The following is a 16,170-nucleotide window of genomic DNA, read 5'->3' as shown; positions in this document are numbered from 1 at the left end:
TCTCGAACCCTGTTCTGCCCACAACCCGGCAGGCTGGCCACGATCACGACCAGCCCACCCGGCGGGCCTACTCAGTGTCCGCGATGTGCTGAGACATCACCTGTCTCCGATGTCCTGAGCACGAGCACACGGCTATAGCCGTGGAAAGTGCTCACGACGGGGTCAGTTCAGGTGCGCGCGCCAGCGGCGGGCGTGGCGGCGCAGGGGCTCGGCGTCGCGGGGCAGGACCTCGGCCCACTCCTCGAGCAGGTCGGCGGCCTCGCGGAAGGCGGCGCGCCGGCCCCGGACCTCGGCCAGCTCGGCGACCTCGACCGCGCTGACCCCGGGGAGCCCCAGGCGCATGCGCAGCACCCAGCCGAGCTCGGCGAGGTCGCCGCGGGCGCGGTGGATCCCGCGCAGGTTCGTCAGCATGCGCACGAGCACGGCCTCGGTCCCGATCGGCTCGAGCACCGCGTCGTCGAACGGCACCTCCGGCGCGAGCCCCGTCGACTCGCGGAAGCGGCGGATGCACTGCTCGCGGTCGAGCATCTCGCCGGTGAACGGGTCGAGGTGCTGCAGGGCCGCGACGGGGTGCACGAGGAAGTGGCCCGGCATCCCGACCGGCTCGATCTCGATCCCCACGCGACGGCCCACCTCGATGCACAGCACCGCCAGCGTGATCGGGATGCCGGTGCGGCGGGCCAGGACCTCGGTCAGCGAGGAGTTCCGCGGGTCGTAGTAGTCGTCCCGGTTGCCGTGGAAGCCCTCCTCGACGTAGAGGCGGCGCACGAGGCCGTCGAGGTCGGTGACCCCGGCGGCCAGACGGTCGATCTCGGTGCGCGCGCCCGCGACGTCGGCGGCCGGGTCGGCGGCGCGGGCGATCTCCAGGACCGCGTCGAGCAGGTCGGGCTCGCCGCCGCGGACCAGGGCCAGGAAGCGGTCCACGGCGTCGTCGACGGCCGCACGGCGAGCTCCGTCGTCGTCCATCCCGCGCATCCTGCCCTGCGTGGGCACGGACCGCCGTGCTCAGACCGGTCCGCGCACCGTTCCGGTGGCCCGGTCCCACGTCAGGGCGCCGTGCTCGAAGTCCTGCGCGCGCCCGCCGGGCACGTCGCGCTCGGCGCCGGTCGGGTAGCCCAGCGGCGAGGCCTCGGCACCGGCCGCGCGCCAGTGCGCGGCGATGGCGCCGGTGAGCGGCCAGGCGCCGGTGCGCGGTGACCAGACGACGGTCCCGCGCTCGAAGTCGGTGTAGCGCCCGGTGCCGTCGGCCGTCGGGGACTCGACGCGCGTCGGCTCCCCGAGCACCGCCCGCCGGGCCGACCAGGCGGCGCGCACGTCGGTGGCCGACCCGTCGATCAGCGCCTTCACCTTCGCGCGCAGCGGCCCCATCTGCGCGTACCCCACGTCGCCGGGGCAGGAGGTGTTGCCGACGTCGCGGTGCGCGAACAGCGCGGGGACCGTCGTCGACTGACCCTTCGGGAACCGCGAGGTGCCGCCGCCGGCCGAGGTGAGCTCGACCTCCTCGTTCGGGTCGCGGTACAGCCCGCCGAGCTTCCAGGCCGCCAGCGCGGCGAGCGAGTTCATCGTGGCCGCGCTCGGGGGCAGCGTCGTGTGGTTGCCCATCATCGCGATGCCCCACGTCTCGCGGTTGAACCCGCCCGCGTGCGCGGCGACGACGGCCTTGTCCATGCCGCCGGCGCGACCCTCGAAGATCGTCCCGTACTTGTCGACGAGGGCGTTGTAGCCGATGTCGCCCCAGCCCTGCTTCTGCGTGTGGTACGCGAAGATCGCGCGGACGATCGCCGGCGACTCCGCCGGGCTGTAGTCGTTGGTCTCGCTGGTGTGGTGGATCGTCACCGCGCGGATCGTCGGCGTCGTCTCGGGACGGGCGGCCTTCGACTCGTCGGCGCCCCACTGCGCGCGGGTCACGTAGCGCGGCGCGGCCGGTCCGCGTGCTGAGCCCAGCGCCCCGATCGCGGCGTCGTTGCTCCCGACGCCCGGGTCGATGCGCACGACCTGGACCTCGTCGGTCACCGGCTGCCCCGCGCGCAGCGCCCGTACCTCGACGGCCGTGCGGTCGCCGACCCACACGGGGTCGGTGCCGCCGGTCGGGGCCGGGGCGTCGTCGCGCTCGTTGCCCGGGGCCTCGAGGTCCGTCCAGGTGCCCCACTGCCCGGCCGCGTCGGTGGTGCGCAGGGCGACAGCGTCCGGGGCCGCACCGGTCCAGGTGACGGCGACGAGGCGCAGCGGCTGGTCCCCGCGCACCTCGCGCACGCCCGTGGCGTCGCGGGCGCCGGGGGTGAAGCCGACCGGGGCGATGCCGGCGGGGACCGGGGCCGCGGGCGGGAGCCCGGCCGGCGGCATGACCGCGTGCGCCGGGTCGAGCTGGGTGATCCCGGCCGGGGCGTCCGTCGGCACGGCCGAGGTGGGCTGACCTGGGGGAACGGGCGGCACCGCGGGGTCGCCCGGTGCTGCGACCGCGGGGGCCGGCAGCAGCAGCACCGCCGCCGTCGCCAGCGCGATCGTGCCCGTCCACGCCCGCGACGCGCGGCGCCGGCGTGGTCCGCCCGCCCCGCGCGACCCGTGCCCGTGCGGTCCCCCGGACCCGGCCATGGCCCTCGCACCTCCGCTCGCCCGGCGCTCCCGGTGATCGCCGACGGCACACCATGACCCCCACACGGGCACCATCGGCCCCACCACGCCCAGAAGCCGCCCGGTCGGGTGACTTCCCGTGACCGGACGAGCGCGCTGCGTCCGGACGGCCCACGGCCGGAGATCTCAGAGGTGCGCCTGCGCGAACGTCGCCACCGTCCGCATGGCCATCGCGTCGGCGCCCGCCCCGATGGGCCCGGCGACGACGGGGATGAGCTTGGTGACGTTGAGCGCGCCGCGGCGGGTGAACCGCGAGGTGAGCCGGAAGCCGATCCGGGTGTCGAGCTGCGCGCGCACCTCGGGCGGCAGCCGGCGCAGGCCGTGCAGCAGCGAGGCGTTGACGAGGTCGAGGCCGGTGCGCTCGGCGAGCTCGACGCCGTCGGCCCCGAGGACGCAGACCAGCGCCGCGGTGCGCACGACCGGATCGGCGAGGTCGCGGCCCCGCAGGTGCGCGATCGTCGCCGCGAGGCGCGTGCCGAGCAGGTAGAGGCCCGTGGTGCCGGCCGGCGCGGTCACGACGAGCGTCGCGGCGCCGCCGAGGCTCGTGAGCAGCCCGGAGCTCGCGGCGAGCCGGACGTGCGCGCCGACCACCCGGCGCACGGCGGCCTCGACGTCGTCGTCCGTCGCGGCCAGCGCGTCGTCGGCCACCGCCGGCGCGCCGGAGAACGGGCCGATCCCGCCGACCGCACGCCGCCACAGCTCGTCGACCAGGGTGTCGGGCAGTCCGCGCGAGCTCGCCACCCGATCAGTCTGGCGCCCCCGTGCCCGCCAGGTCGCAGGCGGCGGTGATCGTGCCGACCCAGGGCCGCCCGCGGTCGCGGTCGCGGGCGCGCTCGAGGCGGGCGCGCTGGGCGTCGGCGCGGGCCCAGACGAGCACGCGCGGGTCGACGCGGGCGCCGTAGAAGGCGTCGACGACGAGCTCGGCGAGGTGGTGGTCGGCGCTCGCGATCTCCTTGTACTCCCAGATCGCGAGCAGCCGGTCCGGCGGCTCCCCGAGCGCGGCGAGGCTGTCGAGCATCGCGACGGCGGTCGCGCCGTCGGGATGGTCGGGATGCGTGTCGAGCAGGGCGGTCCACACCGCGTCGACGACGTCGCGCACGGCGTCGCGCTCGAGGTCGGTCCAGTCGGCCCAGTGCTCGGCGATGCGCTCGAGCACGGTGCGCAGGTCGACGCGGTCGCCGGTCAGCGCCCGGCGCACGAGCCACGGGGTGAGCGCGCGCAGGTCGTCGCCGGTCCCGAGGGTGTTGCCGAGGGCGAGCACCAGCGTCAGCGGGTCCGCGTCGGCGACCCGCACCTCTCCGTGACAGTGGGGGCAGCCCGCGAGCGTCTGCGGGGGCGGGTGCGCCACGAAGGCGGCCTCCAGCCCCCACAGCGCGGCGTCGACCCCCGCGTCCGTCTGCACGTCCATCAAGGCAGATCCTCGGCACCCGCAACGCGACACGCTGGGCCGATAGGGCGAATATCCATCGGTTGTGTGACCGAGCGTGGCGCGATGTGCCGCCGAGCGTGTCAGCACGTCCACTCGTCCTGTCGTCGAGGGGGCGGACTCGGGGGCGCGACACGCCCGGGAGGGGCTCGTCGATCACATCGACGGGCGGTGACGGAACCCGACGCACAGACTCGGGGTATGCGTTCACGGCACCACGTGACGACCCCGGGCCCCGAGGTCAAGACGACCGGCGGCCTCGTCCGCGGCCTCACCACGCACGGCGTGCACACCTGGCGGGGCGTCCCCTACGCGGCCCCGCCCGTGGGCGAGTACCGGCTGCGCGCCCCGCAGCCCGTGGTGCCGTGGGAGGGCGTGCGCGACGGCTCGCGCTTCGGGCCCGTGCCGATCCAGGAGCGCATCGGAGACTTCATCGGCGCGGGCAGGAAGACGCCGATGGCCGAGGACAGCCTGACCCTCAACGTCAGCGCGCCCCTGACCGCCCATCTCGATGGTCCGGCTCCGCAGGGCTCCGCGCCCCCTGACAAGCCCCGCCCGGTCATGGTCTGGTTCTACGGCGGCGCGTTCGTCGTCGGCGCGTCGTCGGCCCCGACCTACCGCGGCTACGACTTCGTGCGTCGCGGCGACTGCGTCTTCGTCAGCGTCAACTACCGCATCGGCGCGCTCGGCTACCTCGACTTCTCCGCCTACGGCACCCCCGAGCGGCCGATCGAGAACAACCTCGGCCTGCGCGACCAGATCGCGGCGCTCGAGTGGGTGCGCGACAACATCGCCGCCTTCGGCGGCGACCCCGACCAGGTCACGATCTTCGGCGAGTCGGCCGGGGCGATCTCGGTGACGACGCTGATGGCGACCCCGGCGGCGCGCGGCCTGTTCCACCGCGCCATCGCCGAGAGCTCCGCGCCCGGCATGGTGTTCGGCCAGCAGCGCGCCCGGGCGTGGGCCGCCGGGTTCGTCACGGCGCTGGGTGCCGACGACGACCCGCTCGCCGGCCTGACCACCGCCACGCCCCACCAGCTGCTCGGCGCCGCGCAGGTGCTGCGCGACCGGCTCGGCGACCAGCCCGGCACCATCCCGACCGCCCCCGTCGTCGACGGCGACCTGCTGCCCGAGCCGCCGCTCGACGCCTTCGAGGGCGGCCGGGCGGCCGACGTGCCCCTGATCATCGGCACCAACGACACCGAGGGCCGGCTCTTCGAGCTGCCCCGGCTACGGCTCGACGTGCTCGTCAGCGACGACAGCATGGAGCGGATGTTCGCGCTGACCCAGCCGGAGCTGCGCGACCAGGTGCTCGCCGTCTACGCCGGCACGCCGCACCGCAAGGACCTCGGCGGCGACTACATGTTCTGGTACCCGTCGATCCGGATCGTGCAGGCCCACCGCGGGCCGGTGTGGGCCTACCGCTACGACCTGACGACGCCGGTGCTCGACCTGATGGGCGTGCGGGCCACGCACGGCATGGAGCTCTACGCCGTGTTCGGGCTGGCCGACACGAACGCCGCGAGGTGGCTGACCGCGCTCGGGGGCCGCCAGGCTCTGCGCGGGGTGCAGGAGCGCGTGCAGACCGACTGGATCCACTTCGCCCACCACGGCGCCCCGGCCTCCCACTGGCCGACCTACGACCCGCAGACCCGCCTGACGAAGATCCTCGACCGGGTCGACCGCGTCGAGTCCGACCCCCGCCGCGAGCGCCGGCTCGCGTGGGAGGGGTTCCGCGGGTACGACTGACCGGTCGCTAGCTCGGGCGGGCGTTCCGCTTGCGCTGGAAGGCGCGGAGCGTGATCGCGCCGGCCACGAGCGCCACCACGAGGAAGACGATCCCGAGGACGACGCTGTGCTCGAGGAAGAAGAAGATCAGGGCCACGCCGATCGACAGGATCGTCCCGATGGTGCCGATCCCGACGTTCAGCTTGAGCTCGCTCTGCTTCTCCGGCGCGTGGTCCGGGTCGGCGGCGGGGTTGCGGGCCTGGGGTGTCTTGCCCTCCTCGGTCATGGGGTCGGACTACCCGGTCGCGAGCCGCTATAGCCAGCCCGGCGCGACGAGCAGGCCCCACGCCAGCAGCGGACCGAGCACGACGACGACGCCGCTGTAGATCAGCATGCGCCGGTAGAAGGCGTCGCGGTCGACGTCGGCCGGGGTCGACGCGAGCACCAGCGCGCCGTTGGTCGAGAACGGGCTGACGTCGACGACGGTGCTGGCCACGGCCAGCGCGGCGACCATCCCGATCGCGCTCACCGATCCCTGCTGCAGGAACGGCAGGGCCAGCGGGATCGCGACGCCGAGGATGCCCGCCGACGACGCGAAGGCCGAGAGCACGCCGCCGAGGTAGCACAGCAGCAGCGCCGCGAGCAGCGGCACGCCGAGCGCGACGATGCCCTGCCCGACGACGTCGACCGTGCCGGCCTCCTGGAGCACACCGACGTAGGTGATGACGCCGCAGACCAGCAGCACCGTCGACCACGCGATCCCCTGCGCCGCCTCGCGGTGGCCCGCCGGGCACAGGATCCCGAGCGTCACCGCGATCGTCAGCGACAGCACCCCGACGTCCAGGTTGAACCCGACCGTGCCCACCGCCAGCGCCAGGATCCCGATGAGCGTGAGGACCTGCGGGCGCCCGACCCGGACCGGCTCGTCGTCGTCCTCGTCGTCGTCCTCGTCGTCGGCCTCGTCGTCGTCCGTCCGGTCCGGGGAGCCGGCGCCCTCGGTGGCGACCGGCGCCCCGTCACCCCCCGCCGACGGTCGCCCCGCCACCGTCGGCGCCGCGTGCTGCACCCGCGTCCCGGCCAGCGACCGGCCGCCGAGCACCACGAAGATCACCGCCGCGATCACCAGGTTGATCACCAGCGGGGCGAGGAAGAGCGTCGTCGAGCTGAACGGGATGCCCGTGGGCCCGACGACGCCGGCCACGAAGGTGCCGTAGACGCTGATCGGCGAGAACGCGCCCGCCAGCGACCCGTGGATCACCATCATGCCCATGAGCAGCAGGCTCACCCCGTAGCGGCGGGCGAACGGCATCGCCAGCGGCGCCACGATCGCGACGGCGAACAGCGCCCCGATCGCCGAGAACACCGCGGACAGCGTGAAGAAGATCCAGGGTGCGGCGACGAGGTGGCCGCGCACCAGGCGCATCGACCACCGCACGAGCAGGTCGACGGTGCCGTTGTGGTGCGCGACCGCGAAGAGGTAGGTCAGCCCGACCAGGATGAGGAACAGGTCGCCGGGGAACTCGGCGAGCACGTCGTCCAGGCTCATCCCGGCGGCCAGCACGCCGACGAGGGCCGCCGCGACGAACCCGAGCGCCCCGAGGTTCACCGGCAGCACGGTCGCGATGACGAACATCGCCACCAGCACCACGATCGACACGATCACGGGCGTCATCCGCACCTCCCCCGCCGCGCGGGCCACGCCGCCCGCCGGGACGAGAATTCGCCCATACGGGTGGCCGGGCGTCAAATCCGTCTGAAGCCGCCCGAGGGTCAGAGCCGGCGACGCAGCCCCGACGCCCGGCCGATCGGTCGCGCGATCGCCGCGCGCACGGCCTCCTCGGTGCCGACGAGCCGCACCCGCACCCGGGCGCGGGTCACCGCGGTGTAGAGCAGCTCGCGGGTCAGCAACGGCGACTCGGCCGGCGGCAGGATCACCGACACCCGGGCGAACTGGCTGCCCTGGGCGCGGTGCACGGTCATCGCGTAGACGGTGGCGATCCCGTCCAGCAGGCTCGGCGCGATCTCGACCGGGGCGCCGCCGCGCGCGAACGCCGCCCGCGGGCCCCGCGGGGTGCCGATGACGACGCCGGTGTCGCCGTTGTAGATGCCGCGGTCGTGGTCGTTGGCGGTGACGAGCAGCGGACGGCCCGGGTACCACTCCTCGTCGCGGTCGGCGACCGGCCCGGACTCCACCAGCCAGCGCTCGACGTCGCTCGCCCACCGGGTCACGCCGTAGGGCCCGCGGCGGTGCGCACACAGCAGGCGGTGCTCGTCGAGGCGCGCGAGCGCGAGGGGGGCGTCGCCGTCGAGCGCCGCGAGCTCCGTCTCCGCGGCGCTGCCGACGACCTCGTCGCGCAGCTCCCGCAGCCCGCCCGGGTCGCGCGCCGTGAGGTCGGCGTCCTCGACGAACACGACGTCGTGCTCGCCGGCCCGCAGCGCTGCGACCGCCTCGTCGGCGTCACCGGACCGGATCGCCGCCGCGAGCCGGGCGATTGTGCCGTGGAAGCGCCAGGTGCGGTCGAGCACCGTCACCCCGCCCCGCACCGGCGACCCGGGCGCGCCGACCTGCTCGAGCGCGCGGTCGAGCTCCGGCTCCGGGTCGGCGGGTGCCGCGACGAGGTCGCCGAGCACCGCGCCGGCCTCGACCGAGGCGAGCTGGTCGGGGTCGCCGACGAGCACGAGGCGCGCGTCGGGCCGGACCGCCTCGAGCAGCCGGGCCATGAGCGTCAGCGACACCATCGAGGTCTCGTCGACGACCACCACGTCGAAGGGCAGGTGCCGGTGGCGGTCGTGGCGGAAGCGCGAGGACCCGCGGATCGGGCCGAGCAGGCGGTGGATCGTCGAGGCCTGGAGCCCCGCGATGCGTGCCCGGTCACCCGCCGGGAGGTCGACCTCCGCGAGCGCCTCCTGCATCCGCGCCGCCGCCTTGCCCGTCGGCGCGGCGAGCGCGATCCGGAGGGACGGGTCCTGGTCGCGCAGGACGGCGAGCAGCGTGGCGACGGTGGTCGTCTTGCCGGTGCCGGGACCGCCGGCGAGGACGCTGGTCCAGCGCAGCGTGCAGACGGCGGTGGCGCGGCGCTGGCCGTCGAGGGCCGGGAAGAGGCGGTCGAGCGCGGCGCGCAGCCGGTCGGCGTCGACGGTGGGCGGCGGGGCCGCGGCCCGCTGCGCGAGCGTGGCGCGGACCTGCTGTTCCTGGCGCCAGTAGCGGTCGAGGTAGAGCAGCCCATCGACGAGGCGCAGCGGCCGCCCGGTCGCCGCCTCGTCGTCGCCCCCGACCAGCGGCGACGCCGCGCACGCCGCGAGCCACGGCGCCGGGTCGGGCCAGGGCAGGTCGGAGGTGTCGACCACCTCGTCGCCCTCGGCCAGCACCGTCCGGTCGACCGCGGCGAGGTCCAGGCACACCGACCCGGCCCGCAGCGCCCGCACGACCAGCGCCGCGGCGAGCAGCACCTGCTCGTCGGTCTCCCCGCCGAGGCGCCCGAGACGCCGCGCGACGTGGACGTCGGTGGCGGCCAGGACCCCGCGCTCGTTGAACGCGGCGAGCAGCCCGGTGGCGCGGGTCGCGACGCGGACGCCGTCCTCGGCGAGGAGCCCCTCAGCAACGACCGCCGTCACGTCGCACCCCCGTCGAGCAGCCCGGACAGCGCCACGACCAGCGCGGCCGGCGGGTTCCACGCGAACACCCCGCACGTCGTGCCGTCGACGACCGGTGTCTCCGGCCCGCACATGCCGCGCAGGAACAGGTAGAGCACCCCGCCGAGGTGCGCCTCCGGGTCGTAGCCGCGCAGCCGCCAGCGCAGGAACCGGTGCAGCGCGACCGCGTAGAGCACGGCCTGCAGGGGGTAGTGCGCGTCGATCATCGCCGCGGCCATCGACGTCGGCCCGTAGTGCGCGGCGGTCAGCGGCGCCCGGCCCGTCGGACCGACCGGCCCGAGCCAGTTGGTCTTGTAGTCGACGACGACGAAGCGCCCGTCGGGCCCGCGCAGGACACCGTCGATGCTGCCGGTGAGGTAGCCGCGCAGGACCTGCTCGCCCAGTTCGTGGGCGCGCGGGTGGTCGAGGACGTCGGGGTAGCCGGCGAGCGGGTCGTCCGCGGGCAGGTGCCGGCGCAGCAGCCCCGCCACCGCGCCGAGGGTCACGGGCGCGGCGTCCGGACGCGCGCGGTCGCCGCGGGCGAGCGGCAGCTCGAAGTCGAGCTCGGCGAGCCGGTCGCGCGGCGCGACGTCGGCGAGGCGCGCTGGCCCACCGGCCGGCAGCGGCGTGAGCATCACCGGCAGCAGCGCCTCGGCCAGCGTCGCGGCGTCGACCTCCGCGTGCGGCCGGTGGCGCAGCTCGGCGCCAACGGCCTCGACGAGCGCGCGGTGGAGGTCGCCGGTGCCCGTGTCGACGGTCTCGAGCACGGCGTGCACGAGCGTGCCGAAGGCCGGGCCGACGGGCAGGTCCGCCATGGGCGACGGGAGGGGCTCGACGTCGTCGGCGTCGCGGACCGGCGCGTCCTCGGGGTCGGTCTCGTCGGCGAGCCGGCGCTCCTCGGGCTCGCTGCCCACCGGCCCCGGTCCGGCGTGGGCGTTCGCGGTCAGCGACGAGTACGACGAGCGCCGCCACGCGAGGTCGAGGCCCCGGTCGAACAGGGCGGCCGCGAGCGGGTGCGCCCGCCCGGCCGGCGGGATGTAGGGCAGGGCCCGGCGGGGCTCGACGCGCTCGACGGCGATGTCCTCGCCCGCGAGCGTCTCGAGGTGCGCCAGGACCCGCTCGTCCTCCCACACGGGGTAGGCGCGGTCGGGGCCGGTGCGGGGGGCGGGGCGTCCGACGAGCAGCCGGTGCACCGCGGAGGCCGAGGTGTTCGTCGACGGCGCCCACCAGCACACGACCTGCCCCTGCGCGCGGGTCAGCGCGACGTAGAGCAGGCGCAGGTCCTCGCCGTCGTCCTCGTCGCGGGCGGTGGCGACGTGCTCGCGCCAGGCCGGGTCGGTCTCGCCGCCGACGGCGCGCACGCGCTTCCCGTGCTCGTCGTGGTGGGTGACGACGGTCGGGTCGTCGGCGACCCACCGGTCCCACCCGAACGGCACGTAGACCACCGGGTACTCGAGGCCCTTGCACTTGTGGATCGTGAGCACCTGCACCGCGCTCGCGTCCGACTCGAGGCGCCGGCTGCGCTCGGGCCGCAGCTCGCCGGTGCCCGCCGCCGCCTCGGCCATGCGCGCCCGCAGCCACTCGACGAGCGCGACCACGCCCAGCCGCGACTCGACCGACGCCGCGTGCAGCACCTGGCCGACGTGCCGGACGTCGGTCATGCGCCGCTCGCCGTCGACGCGGGCGAGCACCCGCGCGGCCAGCCCGGTCTCGGCGGCGACGGCCTCGAGGAACGCCGCGACCCCGCGGTCGTGCAGCACCGTCCCCCAACGCCGCAGGGACGCGCCGACCTCGGGCAGCACGACGTCGGCGTGCGCGTCGAGGTCGGTGGCGGTGTGTCCGAGGAACACCGTCAGCGCGGCCGCCCGCACCCGCGCGGGGCGTCCGGGCTGCTCGACCGCCTCGAGCAGCACGAGCCACTCCTCGGCGCTCTCGGTGGCGAACACGCTGGTGGCGCCGGCGAGCACCGACGGGATGCCGGCCTCCGTCAGCGCCTCGCGGACCAGGTCGGCCTGCTTGTTGGTGCGCACGAGGACCGCGACGTCACCCGGGCCGAGGCTCGGGTCCGCGCGACCGTCCTCCTCCCAGCGCGAGTCGGCGGCGACGAGCTCGGCGATGTCGGCGGCCAGGTCGGCGGCGACCTTCTCGCGCACCGGGACGACCAGCGGGAGCCCGGTCGACCACTGCGCGCGCAGCCCCGCCCGCGACAGCACGCGCAGGCGGAACGGCGCCGGCCGCGGCGCGCCGACGAGCCGCCGGCCCGGGTGTGCGGACGCGACGGGGGGCACGACGATGCGCTCGTCGCCGAGGGCGGCCTCGTGGAAGATCTGATCGAGCGCGCGGACCAGGGGGGCGTCGCTGCGCCAGTTGGTGCCGAGCCCCTCGCGGCTGCCCGCCGACTCGACCGCCTGCAGGTAGCTGACGACGTCGGCGCCGCGGAAGCCGTAGATCGCCTGCTTGGGATCGCCGATGAAGGTCAGCGCGCTGTGGCCGTGGAACGCGACGCGCAGGATGTCCCACTGGATGGGGTCGGTGTCCTGGAACTCGTCGACGAGCACCACGGAGAACCGGTCGCGCAGCCGCGCGCACGCCGCCTCGCCGAGCCGGCTGTCGGTCAGCGCGCGGTGCAGGCGGGTGAGCATGTCGTCGAACGTGAACAGGCGCCGGCGCCGCTTGCGCGCCTCGACCTCGCGGCGTACCGCGGTCGCGAACGACGCCCGCGCGCCCGCCGCGTCCGGGGCGTCGGGAGCCGGCTCGATGCGTGCACCCGGGTCGCCGACGACGGCGCGGCCGATCTCGAGGGCCTCGGCGCGGTCGAAGTCGGGGGGCGGCGCGCCGGGGACCGCGTACTTGCGCAGGTAGAAGTCGTCGACCACCTCGGTGACCACGTCGTCGATCCGCTCGACGAACGTGCCGTCGGGATCGGTGTCCCCGACGATCCCGAGCCCGGTGAGCATGTCCTGGCAGAACTGGTGCGTCGTCGCGATGGTCGCCGCGTCGAACCCGGCGAGCGCGGCGGTCAGCCGGGCCCGCCGGCGCGCGACCTCGGCGTCGTCGGCGTCGGCGAGGTGGGCGGTGACGGGGTCCTTCTCGCGGCCCGCCCGCGCCGAGGCCGGGTCGGCCAGCCCCCGCTCGGTGCGCACGAACCGCTCACGGACGCGTTCGCGCAGCTCACGGGTGGCCTCGCGGCCGAAGGTCACGAGCATGACCTGCGGCAGCGTCGCGTGGCCCTCGGCGACGTAGCGGGCCGCGAGCGCGGCGATGGTGAACGTCTTGCCGGTGCCGGCGCTGGCCTCGAGGACCGTGGTGCCGGTGGGCAGGTCGCCGCAGACGTCGAAGGAGCGGGTGAGCGTGGAGGTCATCGCCCGCCCCACCCCTCGGCCTCGCGGACCGGGGTCCACAGCCGCGTCGCGAGGCCCGCGAACCGGCTCGGCGCGTCCCCGTTCGCGGCGCCCACCAGGTCGTCGAGGGCTCGTCGGCGGCCCCAGACCAGCACGTGCGCGGGGTCGGACTGCTCGCCGCCATAACGGCTGGTCCAGGTGTCGCGGGCCTTGTTCATCGCCGCGACCTCGCCCTTCGTGCTGCGCGCCAGCGCGTACGCCTCCGAGGTCTGGCACATCAGCGGCAGCGGCTCGACCATGCCGTCGGCGTGCAGCGCCAGGAGGTCGGCGAGGATCTTCTGGGCGACCTCGGGCTCCAGCGGGCCCAGGGTCGACACCGAAGGCGGGCGGCCGGACCAGCCACGCCCCACGGTGACCGCACGCCACGGCCGGTCCGGGTGCGCGGCGGTCAGCGCCACGAGGTTCACCCAGGCCCGCAGCCGGTGCTTGGGCGCGAGCCGGGAGAACGTCACCGTCACCAGCGTCGCGTCGTGCACCCCGCCGACCGCGCCGACGAGGGTGTCGGTGGTGACGTCCACGTCGACGGCGGCCGTGTCGCGCAGGCCGTCGACGGCCCGGGTCAGCGGGTCGACCTGGTGCCCGACGTCGCGGATGAGCCGGTCGCCGAGAGGCCCCGGCGGCAGGTCGCCGCGGCGGCGCTCGGCGGCGATGCACGCGGCGACGTCACGGCCGGCGAGCCGATCCCGCAGCAGGCGCTCGCCGATCGCCCAGCGCGCCAGGCCGTCGGGCTCGACGGGCACCGCCTCGCTCGGCTCCTCCTCCTCGCCGCGCGCGTGCACCCCGAGGCGCTGGCGCAGGAACGCCTTGACGGGGTGCTCGACGAACCGCGCCAGGTCCTCGAGGTCGAGCACCTCGCGCGGGCGCACCGGCAGTGGGCCGGGCAGGAACGGGACGAGCGCGGACCGCTCGGCGAGCAGGGCCTTCGTGCCCGCGAGCGCGGCGCCGTCGAAGGAGAAGGGGGCCTTCCCGTCCGCGGCGTCGAAGTCGTCGGCGCTGAACGGCTGGAGCGGGTTGCGGCGGGTGAGGTGCTCGCGGGCGGGCCGGGCGTCACCGAAGGCGAAGGTCGCGTCGAGGGTGTCGAGCAGCTCGCCGATCGGGACCGCCGGCGGCCGGTCGGCGCCCGTGCGCTCGTCGGCCCCGGAGTGGACGACGACGAGGTGGTCGGTCGCGGCGACGATCGCGTCGAGCAGCAGCTGCCGGTCCTCGGCGGCCGGGTCGCGCTCGCCGACGCGCGGGTCGCGGGCCAGGACGTCGTCGCCGTCGGCGCGGGTCTCGCGGGGGAACACCTGGTCGTCCATGCCGAGCAGGCAGACCACGCGGTGGGGCACCGAGCGCATCGGCATGAGCGTCGCGACCGTGAGCGTGCCGGTGCGGAAGTTCGCGCGCGTGGGACGCCCGGCGAGGCGGTCGGCGAGCACGGCGCGCACGTCGTGCAGCGTCATCACCGGGTCGTGCGGGGCGCTCTCGAGCACCGCCGTCAGCTCGGCGCGCGCCTGCGCGAGCTGCCACGCGTCGGCCGGGACCGTCGCCGTCAGCCCGTCGAGCCCGCGCCGCAGTGCCCCGATCCACGCCGTCAGCGGCTGCTCGCCGCGCAGGCCCTCGACGACCGCCCCGACCCGGTCGACCAGCTCGCCCAGCCGCCCGACCCGCTCGACGTCGCCCGAGTCGACCTCGTCCAGCGGCAGCGCGTCGCCCAGCCAGTCACCGCCGTCGGCGGACATCGCCACCCCGACCAGCAGCCGGTCGAGCCCCTGCGACCAGGTGTTCTCGGGGAACCGCACCAGCGAGAACGCCGTGCGGTGCGGCGCGTCGAGGCCCCAGCGCACGCCGGCGCGCTCGGCGAGCTCGCGCAGGCGCGGGAGGTCCTCGTCGTCGAAGCGGAAACGGCGGCGCACCGGGTCGGACTCGGCGAGGTCGAGCAGCTGCGAGGCCGTGACGCGGGCGTCGGCGAGGTCGAGCAGCGTCGCGAGCGTCCCGAACAGCGGGTTGACCTCGCGCAGCGAGCGGTCGGCGAGGCGCACCCGCAGCCGGTGCCCCGGGTGCGACGCCTCCTCGCCGTCGCCCGGGCCGAAGGCCGCGGTGACGAGCGGGGCGAACGTCTCGATGTCGGGACACAGGACGATGACGTCGCGCGGCTCGAGCGTCGGGTCGGCGCGCAGGAGGCCGAGGATCGTCTCGCGCAGCACCTCGACCTGGCGGTCCGGCCCGTGGCAGCGGTGGATGCGGATGCTGCCGTCGTCGACGGCCGGGCGCGCGGACGGGGCGCGGTCGTGGCGCAGGTCGTCCTGCAGCCGGCCGAGCAGCGTGGTCGGCGTCGGCGCGGCGGCGTGGTGGTGATCGGTACGGGTGGCACGTCCGGGACGGGCGAGGCGCAGCTGCAGCTCGCGGACGTCGCGGCCGAGGCTCGCGAGCAGCGGGTGGGCCACCGCCTGCGCGCTCGCGTCGTCGGCGCGCCGCTCGGCGGTGCGGCCCTCGAGGTGCGACCAGAGCGCCGGCGAGGGGTGCGGCAGCCAGAGGTGCACGTCGTGGTCGACGGCCAGGGCGTCGAGGACGGTCAGCTCGGTGTCCGAGAGGCGGGTGGCCCCGAAGAGGCTCAGCCGTGCGGGGAAACCGGTGGGCACGGGGACGTCGGCGACCGTCTCCGCCGGGCTCGCCGCCCCCAGCCGCGCGCGCAGCCGGCGCCAGAGCTCGGGCTGCCAGCGCAGATCCGCCGGCGTGCCCGCGTCGTCGCCCTGCGCCCAGGCCCGGACGAGCGCGGGCCGGTGGTCGGCGTAGCGGGTGAACAGGCGCGCGAGGTGCCGGGCAGCCGCGAACCGCCGGCCCTTGCGCGTGCCCGTGGGGTCGCCGACGCCCAGGAACGTCCCGAGCGGCGCGCACCAGGGCTCGTCGGCGCAGGCGTCGATGGTCTCCAGCAACGGCCAGACCAGCCGCTCCGCGCGCCACGGGTCGTCCTCGGGGACTTGCAGCACCCGGGCCACGACCTCGGCGGGCGAGGGGAAGACGACGTTGGCGCACACCCCGTCGTCGCCCCCGGTGACCCCCAGCCGGTGCGACAGCCGCTGTGCGAGCCAGCGCTCGATCCCCCGCGTGGGCACGGCGACGAGCTCGGCCTCGAACGGGTCGTCCAGCGGGTCGGCGAGCACGTCGGCGAGGGCCTCGACGAGCCGGTCCGCCCGCTCGGCCCGGTGCACGTGGAGCACGCCCGCACCTCCCCCTGGCTCGCCCGTTCCCCGGCCGGTCGCCCGGCCGATCACCGGTGCCGCCGACGCTAGACGAGCAGTCCGACGCTCCCGCGTCCCGGGCACCCGTGTCGCTCGACCTCGTCGCTTGACCTCGACCTTCGTCCAGCCT

At 75.9% G+C, this 16,170-nt stretch carries 10 protein-coding genes; 1 reads left to right on the top strand and 9 read right to left on the bottom strand.

The window, feature by feature from the left end; all coding sequences use genetic code 11:
• Window positions 1–162: 162 nt before the first annotated feature.
• From PGB27_RS24805 to PGB27_RS24790, 4 genes are all read right to left on the bottom strand, one after another.
• Window positions 163–966: a SirB1 family protein gene (locus PGB27_RS24805; RefSeq protein ID WP_274203112.1), complete on the bottom strand. Its 804-nt coding sequence runs from the start codon at window positions 964–966 to the stop codon at window positions 163–165.
• Between the two features lie 39 nt (window positions 967–1,005).
• Window positions 1,006–2,592 (bottom strand): N-acetylmuramoyl-L-alanine amidase, encoded by a 1,587-nt coding sequence (locus PGB27_RS24800; RefSeq protein ID WP_274203111.1) that lies wholly within the window; start codon window positions 2,590–2,592, stop codon window positions 1,006–1,008.
• Between the two features lie 165 nt (window positions 2,593–2,757).
• Complete coding sequence (locus PGB27_RS24795; RefSeq protein WP_274203110.1) at window positions 2,758–3,372, bottom strand: hypothetical protein; 615 nt, start codon at window positions 3,370–3,372, stop codon at window positions 2,758–2,760.
• A 4-nt stretch (window positions 3,373–3,376) separates the two neighbouring features.
• Window positions 3,377–4,039: a hypothetical protein gene (locus tag PGB27_RS24790; protein ID WP_274203109.1), complete on the bottom strand. Its 663-nt coding sequence runs from the start codon at window positions 4,037–4,039 to the stop codon at window positions 3,377–3,379.
• A gap of 219 nt (window positions 4,040–4,258) precedes the next feature.
• Here PGB27_RS24790 and PGB27_RS24785 point away from each other — a divergent pair, with 219 nt between their 5' ends.
• On the top strand, window positions 4,259–5,806 hold the full coding sequence (locus tag PGB27_RS24785) for a carboxylesterase/lipase family protein (RefSeq protein ID WP_274203108.1): 1,548 nt from the start codon (window positions 4,259–4,261) through the stop codon (window positions 5,804–5,806).
• Window positions 5,807–5,813: 7 nt separating this feature from the next.
• On the opposite strand, the gene PGB27_RS24780 is transcribed toward PGB27_RS24785, so the two are convergent.
• The 5 genes from PGB27_RS24780 to recC form a co-directional block, all read right to left on the bottom strand.
• The gene (locus PGB27_RS24780) at window positions 5,814–6,071 is read right to left on the bottom strand and encodes a hypothetical protein (RefSeq protein WP_274203107.1); all 258 of its coding nucleotides are present in this window, start codon (window positions 6,069–6,071) and stop codon (window positions 5,814–5,816) included.
• Window positions 6,072–6,098: 27 nt separating this feature from the next.
• On the bottom strand, window positions 6,099–7,457 hold the full coding sequence (locus PGB27_RS24775) for an SLC13 family permease (RefSeq protein WP_274203106.1): 1,359 nt from the start codon (window positions 7,455–7,457) through the stop codon (window positions 6,099–6,101).
• Between the two features lie 98 nt (window positions 7,458–7,555).
• The gene (gene recD / locus PGB27_RS24770; RefSeq protein WP_274203105.1) at window positions 7,556–9,400 is read right to left on the bottom strand and encodes an exodeoxyribonuclease V subunit alpha; all 1,845 of its coding nucleotides are present in this window, start codon (window positions 9,398–9,400) and stop codon (window positions 7,556–7,558) included.
• On the bottom strand, window positions 9,397–12,780 hold the full coding sequence (locus PGB27_RS24765) for a UvrD-helicase domain-containing protein (protein WP_274203104.1): 3,384 nt from the start codon (window positions 12,778–12,780) through the stop codon (window positions 9,397–9,399). The genes recD and PGB27_RS24765 overlap by 4 nt, the downstream gene beginning before the upstream one ends.
• Window positions 12,777–16,019, bottom strand: a complete 3,243-nt coding sequence (recC, locus tag PGB27_RS24760) for an exodeoxyribonuclease V subunit gamma (RefSeq protein ID WP_274203103.1) — start codon at window positions 16,017–16,019, stop codon at window positions 12,777–12,779. The genes PGB27_RS24765 and recC overlap by 4 nt, the downstream gene beginning before the upstream one ends.
• Between the last annotated feature and the right edge of the window lie 151 nt (window positions 16,020–16,170).

This window comes from Actinomycetospora lemnae, assembly GCF_028737315.1.
Classification (GTDB): domain Bacteria; phylum Actinomycetota; class Actinomycetes; order Mycobacteriales; family Pseudonocardiaceae; genus Actinomycetospora; species Actinomycetospora lemnae.
Note: the sequence above shows the minus strand (reverse complement) of the source record. Positions and strands in the feature narration are given on the sequence as shown.